The following is a 9630-nucleotide window of genomic DNA, read 5'->3' as shown; positions in this document are numbered from 1 at the left end:
GGCTCCGGGACGGAAGGGATTCGCCGGTCGTCGTCCGCGCGGTACCACAGGGCCCGGAGGCGCTGCTTGTCACCGCCGCACAGCTCGGCCATGGTGTCGACGGCCGTGCAGGGGATCCACGTCTTTCCGCTGAGCCAGCGCCCCCAGGACGAGCGGCTCGCGTAGGTCTTCCCCTCCAGGGCGCGGAGGTCGTACCCGGAACGGTCCTTCAGGGCGCGGAGCTCCTCCAGCAGGGTCCGGGTGGTTTGGGGGAGATTCGTAGGCAATGGGCGCTGTTGTCGGGTCTGGCTTACGCGGGCACGCGTCATCTGTCGGCGATCCAATGCTCCCCCTTGGTCGCTCCGCTGGCTGGTTCGATCGGTGGCGCGCCGGCACCCGCGCGGGACTCGGTCCCTGCTGCGGCAACAGCCGGATCGACCGGACTCGCCTCCCCTGAGGCGGTCAGTGCGGTCAGTATTCGGCACCAGCGATTTCAAATCGATTACAGATGCTTTACCGGCCCAGCCGTCGACACGAGGCACGGATGGCGACTGTCCCGATGGCCGGAGTAAGCGGCATGTAGTCGATATGTAATCGGGCCCGCATACGTTCCGGATGTGGACTCGATCCGCGTTCCGCCGATGACCAAGGAGTGCGGAGCTCGATGAGAAGGTTGGTCTTCGCACCACAGATCGGAAGCGCCGCCATGGCCGCTGTGCTCGGGGTTGCCGCCGCGTCGTCCGCTGTTTCGCACACGTCGCCGGCCGCGGGGGCGCCGGCGAACGTCCGGCTTTCCGACCTCGAGGCGAAGCCCGCCGACCGCACGCCGACGAGCGGCCTGCAGCGCATCTACTACTCGTACGAGTTCACCCGCGGCTCCGGCTGCGGTGAGATGCACGTGGTGGAGCACACCGACCACAAGGGATTCCTGCACGATCTGTACCCGACCCAAGGGCCGAAGCGAGGCGCCGCGTGCCGGTGACGCGACGTCCGCGAAGCCCCCGCCGTCGGCTAGTGCCGTACGGGCGCCGTCGGTCCCCGGGACCATATAGCCGCTGGGCGCTACTCCGCATGACCTGCGTTCTCGCGCTGGACGATCTCCTGCGGCAGGGGAACACCGAGCTCGGTAAAGATCGACAGGCCTTCGCGGTGGAACGCTCGCGCGGCATCCTCCTCCACGCCGGTCGCGTCGATGATGTCGCCGAGCAGCAGGAGACACCTGGCCTTCCACAGCGGGACGGAGACCGCGTCGGCGAGTTCGAGGGCCTTCTCGAGCAGACCGCGGGCGTGCCGGTGCTCCCCGCGGCGATGCCGCAGGTCGCCGAGAAGGTAGAGGATCCGGGCGCGCATCAACCGGTCGTCTCGCTCCTCGGCGCGGCGCAGCGCCGTCCTGAGGGATCGTTCGGCGTCGTCGGGTCGGCCGAGGGCCGCGTAGGCGCAGCCGAGGCCGTGGTTCGCGTACATGTCACCGAGCCGGCTGCCCGCCGCGGCCGACGCGTCGTTGACGTACTCGAACAGCGACCTGGCGTCGTGGTGGCGGCCGAGGGCGAGCAGCGCCTGGCCGATCCAGTAGGCGGACTGGACCTCGATGTTGGTGTACCGGGCGTCACGGGCGACGGCGCGGGCTGTGGTGAGCACGGACAGGGCGGTCTCCGCGTTGCCGCGTTCGTGGTGGACGCAGCCGATGACCATCAGGGCGTGCGCCCGGCCGGCGGCGTCGCCGACCTTCTGGAGCAACGCGCAGGCGCGTTCACCGTCGCGCAGTGCCTCGGAGAACCGGCCGGTCATCCGGTGGACCACGGCGAGCTGCCGCAGCACTCGTCCGGTCCCGTGAGCGTCTTCGGTCGCCTCGAAGATCCGCAGCGCTTGGCGGAGGGCGTCGAGTGCGCGGTCGTAATCGCGGCGCGCGGAGCAGAGCTCGGCGAGCCGCTCGAGCACGGCCGCCTCTCCGCGCCGGTTCCCCGACGTCCGCGTGGCCGGCAGGGCGACGTCGACGACTTGTTGCCAGGCGTCCACATAGTGTGCGGGCTGGAACAGGATGGAGGAACGGACGGCGAGTTCCCAGCACAGCTCGCCCTCACCGAGGCGTGCGGCATGGCCGACTGCGGCGGTCAGCCCGATCCGCTCGCGTTCCAGCCACTCTGCGGGCCGCTCGACGACCCGGTCGGCGATCTCATCGACGGGGAATCGCGTCGCGTCGCCGACCGTGGTCGTGTTGCCACCGCCGTTCACGGTGTGCACGCCACGGTCGGTCAGCGCGAGCCAGCCGCCCAGGGCCCTGAGCACGGCGGCCTCCCCCTCGGAGACGGGGTCCTCGGCGAGGCAGCGCTCGCGCGCGTGGTCGCGGACGAGATCGTGGAAGTGGTACCGGACATCGTCCCCAGGGCTGTGGACGGTCACGTCGAGAAGTCGCGCGTCGATCAGCTGCTCGAGGACCTCGGTGCCCTCGGAGAGGGAGGTGTCCAGGACGGCGGCCGCCACCCAGCCGGCGAAGTCGGGCGCCTCGAGCAGGCCGAGCAGCCGGTACAGCCGCCTGCCGGCGGGATCGAGGCCGTCGTAACTGAGGTCGAGGGCGGCCCGCACGCTCAGCCCACGATGGGTCAGTTCGTCCAACCGCCGACGATCCGCCAGCCGGGCGACGAAGTCGGCGATCCGCCAGTGCGGCTTGGCGGCCAACCGGGCGCCCGCCACCCGCAGTGCCAGCGGGAGCCCCCCACATATCGAGGCGAGGCGTTCGACCGCATCGGGCTCGGTGGTGACGCGAGGTGCGCCGATGATCCGGCTGAGCAGGTCGACGGCCTGCCCGTGGTCAAGGACGTCGAGCTCGATGAGCCGCACGCCCGGCAGCGCGGTCAGCCGCGACCGGCTCGTCACGATCACCCGGCACCCCTCGCCGCCTGGCAGCAACGGAGCCACCTGCTGCTCTTCGGAGGCGTTGTCCAGCACGATCAGCATGCGCCGGTCCGCCACCATGCTGCGGTACAAGGCGGCACGCTCGCCGAGCCCCTCGGGAATCGCCGCCGGGCCGACGCCGAGCGCACGCAGGAAGCGGCCCAGCACCTCACCGGGATCGGCCGGCTCCTGCTCCGCACCGCGCAGATCGACGTACAGCCGCCCGTCGGGGAACCCCTCCCGCAGGTGATGCGCGACGTAGGTGGCGAGCGTGGTCTTGCCGACCCCGCCCATTCCGGCGACCGCCGAAACAACGACGGCGCGGTGATCCGCCGACAGCAGGTCGAGCATCCGTTTCACATGGTCGGCGCGGCCGGTGAAATCTCCGATCGCGGCCGGGACCTGGTCGGGACGTACGGCCTCCGGGGCAGGCGCCGACGGCATCTCCTGACGCAGCACCCGGACGTGGGCGTCTCGCAGCTCGGGTCCGGGATCGACACCGAGTTGGTCCCGCAGACGGCCACGCGCCTCCTCGTACGCCTCCAGGGCCTCGGCCTGCCGTCCACAGCAGGCCAGTGCCTCGATCCAGACGGCGAGAAGACGCTCGTCCAGCCGATGTCGCTCGATCAGCGGGCCGATCCGGTCGAGAGCCCGGCGCGGCGCTCCGGCCTCGAGCGCCACCCGCGCGTACTCCACTGTCGCGGCGGCCCGCTCCCTCAGCAGCCGGGCCACGGCGGCGTGGTCGACGCTGTCCGGTGAGACGTCCTCCAGCGCGTCGCCGCGCCACAGGTCGAGGCCCCGCTCCAGAGCGTCGAGTCGGCCCGGCGCGTCCACGGTCGCGGCCTCGGCCGTCAGCCTGCGGAACACCGCCACGTCCACGTCCCCGCGCACGACCTCCAGCGCGTACCCCATGGTCGTCCGCCGTACCGTTACGGCCGTTCCGGCCACGTCGGCGAGCCATCGGCGCAACCGGTACACCGCGACTCCCAGCAGCGATCCGGAGGTCCCACGCTCACCCCAGACCGTCTCGGACAGCGCCGAGGCCGACAGGCCCGACGTCCCGCTGAGCGCGAGCGCTCCGAGCAGTGCCCGCGATACTCCCGACGACGGCCGTACCAGTGTTCCGGCACGCTCGATGCCCACCGGGCCGAGCACCACGACATCGGCCGGCTCCTCGTCCCCGCCCCCGAACTCCCCGCGCACGTTCGTCACTCCCATCGTGATCGACACGTACGACATGACCGCCGATCGCTCCACTCTATTCAGAGTTCTGGAATCCGCGACCGATTCCCGCACGATGTCAAATGCGATCCCGATCGTGACGAAGACGGAAGTCGTCATCGAAGCCCTTCGTGCCGGATGACGCCACGATGGGCTCGCGTGGCGATTCGACTCTGTGAGCGTCCCGCCGTGCCTGGCGATGTGCCGGAAGCTGGAAGCCCGCGGCTTGGAACCGTGGCCGTCGTATGCGGACGGCCACGGTGCGGTTCCGCGATCAGGCGAGGGTCTTGCAGAGGTTCTCGACGTCGGCGTGGAGGTGGGGGAAGTCCCGCGTGTTGTCGGGTGCGATCGTGAGCCGGAACCTGCCGTGCACGATGTACCAGCCGGCGGGGTAGGCCTTGTTGCCGACGTACACGCGGACGCTGGCTCCGCCGTCGAAGAACCACGCGGATCCGCCGTCCGCGAACTTGTGGAGGCGGCCGTAGCCGGACACGTTGCGTACGACCGACCGGCCGGTCGCGGTGTTGGTGAAGCGGATCACAAGGGGCCCGCGGAACTCCTGGATCCGCGGCGTGCCGTCCGGGAAGGTCGCGTCGGTACGGACCTCCTCCTCGTCCTGGACGATGTCGCCGTGGACGGTGAACGGGCAGACTCCGGAGGTGGTGAACGGCTGGGCCCGGTACGGCTGCCAGTCGCTCGCCCGGGCGGCCGTGGCGCCCAGGACAACGGTCGTACCCGCGATCGCGGCGATGATGGATACCTTCTTCATAACCGGCCTTTCGGTAGGGCTTTCGCGCATCGTCCGCGCGGCCCGCACCGGGGCTCCATGGTTTCGGCCGACGCTGAAAGGTGGAGGCATTGTTGCGCTTGCGGTTCACCGCCGACGATCTGCTGCGGGTGCGCTACGCCACCGGACCGGCCCCGCTCCTGGAGCTCGGCATGGCGCTCGCCACGCTCCAACGCCACGACGCCGTCTTCGCGCGCTGGGCCCGCCGTACGCAACTGCCCCGCACGGCGTTCCCGCTGTTCGAGCTGATCCCGCCGAGCGCCACCGGCCCGCTCTTCGTCGACCCGGTCAGTGAGGGTTTCGAGGACGGCCTCGACATGGTGCTGTCGACGCCGCACGATCACGCGCGGGCCGAACTCGTCCGCACCTGCCGCCCGACGCCGCTGCCACGGCGTCTGGCCGACCGCGACCGCGACGCCTGGCGGACGCTGGAGCACGCGCTGCGCGACGCGTACGGAGCCGTCATCGGCCGGGATGAGACGCGGATCCGGGCGAGCTACGACGCCGACCTCGCGTGGCGGCGGGCGGTCACCGCCGAGCAGGGGATCGGCGCCGCGCTCGCCGGGCTGTACCCGGGGTCGCGCTGGGAGGGCACCGACCTCGTGGTCGACGTCCCGGAGGACAGCGAACACGCGCCGCGGGGACGCGGCCTAACGCTGATGCCGTCGGTGTTCTGGACCGGCCGGCCGCTGATCGGCACCCACACGGACGGCTCGATGCTGCTCGTCTACCCCGCGCTCACGCCGGTGCCCCTCGTCGACACCGAACCGCCGGACGCACTGGCCGCGCTCCTGGGCCGGACGCGCGCGGCGGTCCTGTCGATGCTCGTCGAGTATCGGACCACCAGCGAACTCGCCCTCACACTGGGCATCAGCGTCGCCTCGGCCTCGACGCACGCCAAGACCCTGCGGGGAGCGGGCCTCGTCGCCACCCGGCGGGCGGGCAAGGCGGTCCGCCACGTCGCCACCCCGCTGGGGCTGCGGCTGCTCCGGAGGGGCTTCACCCTCTGACGGTGAAACGCGGAATGAAAATCCGTGAACCTCGTGACGGGCCTTCCCTCGCTGTGGCCAGCACCGCCGTGAACGCCCAGGGCCGCGAGCTTGACATCACCATCCCGCCTCTCAGACTCCTGCCTGAGTTCGCATCCGCGATTTCGCGTGGCGTTCGAGATGCCGGACGGGGCTCACCATTGAGAGGTAGGAAGTCATGAATCGTCGCATCCGACCCCGTCGGCTCCGCAGCGCGGTGCCGGTGCTGGCCGCCGTCCTGGCGGCCATGGTCGTCACGCTCGCACCCGGCTCCGCGCGGGCCGCCGGGAAGCCGTCCGCCACCGTGCCGCGCTCGGCCGCGGCGCTGCCGACGAGCTTCCGATGGAGCTCCAGCGGCGTGCTGATCGCCCCGAAGTCGGACGCGTCCCACAACATCGCCGGGATCAAGGACCCGTCGGTGGTCTACTACAACGGCAAGTGGCACGTGTTCGCCAGCGTCGCGAACTCCTCCGGCTACAGCCTGGTGTACCTGAGCTTCAGCGACTGGTCCCAGGCGGGTTCGGCCACGCACTACTACCTGGACCGAACCGGGATCGGCACCGGCTACCGGGCGCCACCGTCGCGCAGTTCCCGAACGGGTTCACCAACACGGTCATCGCGGCCCAGGATTCCAACAAGTACGCCCTGTTCGAGGCGAGCAACGTGTACAAGGTGCAGGGGAGTGACCAGTACCTGCTGATCGTCGAGGCGATCGGATCGGACGGCCGCCGCTACTTCCGGTCCTGGACCTCGAACAGCATCGCCGGCTCGTGGACGTCGCTGGCCGCCTCCGAGTCCAACCCGTTCGCCCGCGCGAGCAACGTCACCTTCCCTGCGGCCTGACCCAGACCAACTCCACCTGCTGACCGACCTGGAAGGACGCCCCGCCCGCGTCGATTCGGCCGGGCGGGGCGTGACATTCCGGCGCCGCAGTTCGGCGGCGCCCGGTCAGCGAGACTGTGTGGGCTGTTCGAGGGTGTCATGGACGGTGGTGAGCAGGCGGATGAGCTGCTGGGCCTCGGTGTCGGTGAGCCCGGCGGTGGCCTGGGCCTCTGTCTCCGCCCATGCGGCGGTCACGGCGGCCACGACGGCCTCGCCGCTTTCGGTCAGTCGCAGGCGTGTCACGCGGCGGTCGCCGGGATCGGCGGTGCGCCGGATGAACCCGGTCCGTTCCATCCGGGTGAGCGCCTTGGCGATGGTGGGCTGTTCGAGGCCGATCCGCTGGACGAGTTCGGCCTGGGTGGTGTCGGGGTTGTGGTGGATGTCGACGATGAGGAGCTCCTGGCCCAGGTGCAGGCCGAGTTGCGCCATCCGGCGTTGCAGCACCGAACGGTGCGCCCGGGTGGCGTGGGCGAGCGCGTAACCGACCGGTCCGTTGTCGGCGGCGATCTGACGCCCGGTGGTCATGCCGGCACGACCTGCCGATCGCCTTGGACTCGGGCGAGCACGCGCTGCCACAGTGCGGAGATGTCGCGTCGCGGGTCCTCGCCCACCAGGACACCGTGGTCGTCGACGTGACGGTGGGCGTAGCCGACCGCGACGTCGAGGTCGGACAGGATCTCGGCGCCGGACCGCCGGAGCAGGTCGGCGAGCTGCAACTGGGCGAACGCGCCGCCGAAGCGGTTCGGTGAGGCGCTCATCAGCACGACGGGCTTGCCGGCCAGCGGGCGAGGCGGTGCGAGAATCCCCAGCCAGTCGACGACGTCCTTCATGTTGCCGGGAATGCCGCGGTTCAGTTCCGGCGTCACCAGCAGCAGCACATCGGCCGCCGCGACCCGGTCTCGCAAGGTCGCGACGACCGGCGGGAACGGACGCCCCATGGTCGCGTCGACGCGGGGAACCTCCGCGTTGCCGTCCCATACCTCCACCTGAAGCGGGGCGTCCGCCAGTTCTTGTGCGGCCAGCAGCAGCGCCCGGTTCAAGGACCCCGCTCGCGCACTCCCACAGATGCCGAACACGTCGATGGTTTCCATAGCCGGGAATCATATAGCCGGGTATGTAGTTTGGCGAATGGCGTCGGCGCCGGCGGCGTGCGATTCACGGTTGGTCCTCCGTGACGGCGTGGACGCGCCGGCGCCGGTCGACGGCGTCAGGGCCGCTCTTCGTACGTGATGCCGTACTTGGCGGCGATGGGGTTCAGGCTGCGCGCATCGAGCTCCCCGCCGGTGGTGATGTGCCGCCTGGCCTCGATCAGGTCCTCGATGAAGCACTCCCAGCCGCCGGGCGAGGAGATCTGGAGCACCCGCGGCGGCCGACCGGAACCGGGACGCAGGGCGTGCGGAACGCCGTGCGGCAGCAGCACGAACTGCCCCGGCGTGGCCCGGTACGTCCGGTCGACGAACTCGACGACCAGTTCGCCGTCGAGGACGTAGATGCTCTCGTCCGCCAGGTGGTGGACATGGCGTGGGATCTGCTGGGCGACCACCATCTCCAGCAGCGACAGCCGGTCATCGGTGTCGGTCGAGCGGACCTTGGAAGCGAACGCGGGCGGCACCCGCAGCCGGCCGGGCCGTACGTCGCCCTTGCCCAGGAGGTAGAAGCGGCTCTTGCCGTCCTCGGCCGACAGGGCATGCAGGGCCTCGGCGTCCTCCGGATCCCGCCCCCAGGTGCCCGGCGAGGACAGGTGTAGCGCGTGCACGGGTGTGTCGGACAGGCTGCGCATGGCGTGAGTGACGCCGCTGGGCAGGAACGCGCACATGCCCTCGGTGAGCCGGTGCGTCTCGCCGTCGAAGTCGACGCCCAGTTCGCCGTCGAGCACGTAGACGAACGTGTCGGAGATGTCATCCGGGAGGCCGTCGTGGCCGCGGTACTCCACCAGGGTGAAGCGGCCCTCGGCGTCGTCGACGCCCGCCTTGACGGTCGTCCCCGGCGGAAGCGAGACGCGGGTGGGCCGGGACGCGCCGGCGTCGAGCAGGATGAAGCGGTCTTCGGACATGAGCTATCCTCCGATATACGGATTCGGAATCCGATTCCGCTTAGTCTAGGTAAGGGAACCTCCCGGATGTCAAACGCCGCGCCCCGCAGGCCCCGCACCGACGCCGAACGCAACCGTGGCCGTGTGCTGCACGCCGCCACCGAACTGTTCGCCCAGCACGGCGATCAGGTGCAGATGGCGGACGTGGCCAAAGCCGCGGGCGTGGGCGTCGGCACCGTCTACCGGCACTTCCCGACACGCCAGGTGCTCATCGAGGCGGTGGCCGAGCAGCGCTTCACCGAGATCCTGCGGTACGCACGCGAGGAATGCCTGGCGCGCCCCGACACGCGCCAGGCCCTGGCCTGCTTCTTCGCCCGCATCGGCCGGGTACACGAAGAGGGCCGCGGGGTGTCCGGCGCCATCGAGGCCGCCCTCGGCGACACCGAACCGCGTGGCCAGGTCGGCGCCGACCTCCTCGCCATCGGCGAGGAGATACTCGAACGCGGCCGGTCGGACGGAACGCTGCGCGCCGACGTCAAGGTCGCCGACCTCTACATGATCGCCGGTGCGGTCGCCGCGATCAGCCGCAACGTCGTCGGCGACTGGCACCGCTTCATCGACATCGCCCTCGACGGCCTCCAGCCTCGCCCGTGACCCTCCGGGTGTCGTCCTGGGTGGTCTTACGAGCGGTCGCCAGTAATGAGACGAGAAAATGGCCCTTCACCAGCGGTGACACTGGTGAAGGGCCGTTTCGCTACCGTCCGGCTGCATCCGGCTCGCGGCGGCCGTCGACGGCTGGCTGGGTCCAA

Annotated in this window: 11 protein-coding genes and 1 pseudogene; 5 read left to right on the top strand and 7 right to left on the bottom strand. The window is 70.5% G+C overall.

Annotation, left to right across the window (positions count from 1 at the left end):
• The coding region (locus AB0I04_RS54550) for a helix-turn-helix domain-containing protein (protein ID WP_360904768.1) at window positions 1-266 on the bottom strand (266 nt) is incomplete at its 3' end.
• A gap of 377 nt (window positions 267-643) precedes the next feature.
• Between AB0I04_RS54550 and AB0I04_RS54545 the strand changes: the two genes are divergently transcribed.
• Window positions 644-961, top strand: coding sequence for a hypothetical protein (locus AB0I04_RS54545; RefSeq protein WP_360904765.1), 318 nt, complete (start codon window positions 644-646; stop codon window positions 959-961).
• An 80-nt stretch (window positions 962-1041) separates the two neighbouring features.
• Here AB0I04_RS54545 and AB0I04_RS54540 read toward each other — a convergent pair whose 3' ends face one another.
• Together AB0I04_RS54540 and AB0I04_RS54535 are read right to left on the bottom strand one after the other, a co-directional pair.
• Window positions 1042-4128 (bottom strand): tetratricopeptide repeat protein, encoded by a 3087-nt coding sequence (locus tag AB0I04_RS54540; protein WP_360904762.1) that lies wholly within the window; start codon window positions 4126-4128, stop codon window positions 1042-1044.
• Between the two features lie 238 nt (window positions 4129-4366).
• Window positions 4367-4861 carry a hypothetical protein gene (locus AB0I04_RS54535; protein WP_360904760.1) on the bottom strand — a complete coding sequence of 165 codons (495 nt, stop codon included), beginning with the start codon at window positions 4859-4861 and terminating at the stop codon, window positions 4367-4369.
• 89 nt (window positions 4862-4950) lie between these two features.
• Between AB0I04_RS54535 and AB0I04_RS54530 the strand changes: the two genes are divergently transcribed.
• Window positions 4951-5889 carry a winged helix-turn-helix domain-containing protein gene (locus tag AB0I04_RS54530; RefSeq protein WP_360904757.1) on the top strand — a complete coding sequence of 313 codons (939 nt, stop codon included), beginning with the start codon at window positions 4951-4953 and terminating at the stop codon, window positions 5887-5889.
• Between the two features lie 111 nt (window positions 5890-6000).
• Here AB0I04_RS54530 and AB0I04_RS54525 read toward each other — a convergent pair whose 3' ends face one another.
• Window positions 6001-6303: a hypothetical protein gene (locus AB0I04_RS54525; protein WP_360904771.1), complete on the bottom strand. Its 303-nt coding sequence runs from the start codon at window positions 6301-6303 to the stop codon at window positions 6001-6003.
• Here AB0I04_RS54525 and AB0I04_RS54520 point away from each other — a divergent pair.
• Window positions 6266-6382 (top strand): annotated as a pseudogene (locus AB0I04_RS54520) (hypothetical protein); the annotation flags it as partial. The gene AB0I04_RS54525 and the pseudogene AB0I04_RS54520 overlap by 38 nt on opposite strands.
• Entirely contained in the window at window positions 6346-6750 is a 405-nt protein-coding gene (locus tag AB0I04_RS54515; protein WP_360904754.1) for a non-reducing end alpha-L-arabinofuranosidase family hydrolase, read from the top strand. The pseudogene AB0I04_RS54520 and the gene AB0I04_RS54515, both read left to right, overlap by 37 nt.
• 105 nt (window positions 6751-6855) lie before the next feature.
• Here the strand turns inward: AB0I04_RS54515 and AB0I04_RS54510 are convergent, their stop codons facing one another.
• From AB0I04_RS54510 to AB0I04_RS54500, 3 genes are all read right to left on the bottom strand, one after another.
• The gene (locus AB0I04_RS54510) at window positions 6856-7314 is read right to left on the bottom strand and encodes a MarR family transcriptional regulator (protein ID WP_360904751.1); all 459 of its coding nucleotides are present in this window, start codon (window positions 7312-7314) and stop codon (window positions 6856-6858) included.
• Window positions 7311-7880 (bottom strand): NAD(P)H-dependent oxidoreductase, encoded by a 570-nt coding sequence (locus tag AB0I04_RS54505; RefSeq protein ID WP_360904748.1) that lies wholly within the window; start codon window positions 7878-7880, stop codon window positions 7311-7313. The genes AB0I04_RS54510 and AB0I04_RS54505 overlap by 4 nt, the downstream gene beginning before the upstream one ends.
• Window positions 7881-7996: 116 nt before the next feature.
• The gene (locus AB0I04_RS54500; RefSeq protein WP_360904745.1) at window positions 7997-8842 is read right to left on the bottom strand and encodes a cupin domain-containing protein; all 846 of its coding nucleotides are present in this window, start codon (window positions 8840-8842) and stop codon (window positions 7997-7999) included.
• A gap of 66 nt (window positions 8843-8908) precedes the next feature.
• Here AB0I04_RS54500 and AB0I04_RS54495 point away from each other — a divergent pair, with 66 nt between their 5' ends.
• The gene (locus tag AB0I04_RS54495) at window positions 8909-9475 is read left to right on the top strand and encodes a helix-turn-helix domain-containing protein (protein WP_360904742.1); all 567 of its coding nucleotides are present in this window, start codon (window positions 8909-8911) and stop codon (window positions 9473-9475) included.
• The last annotated feature ends 155 nt before the right edge of the window (window positions 9476-9630 follow it).

The organism is Actinoallomurus sp. NPDC050550 (assembly GCF_040655075.1).
In the GTDB taxonomy this organism is placed as follows: Bacteria; Actinomycetota; Actinomycetes; order Streptosporangiales; family Streptosporangiaceae; genus Actinoallomurus.
Note: the sequence above shows the minus strand (reverse complement) of the source record. Positions and strands in the feature narration are given on the sequence as shown.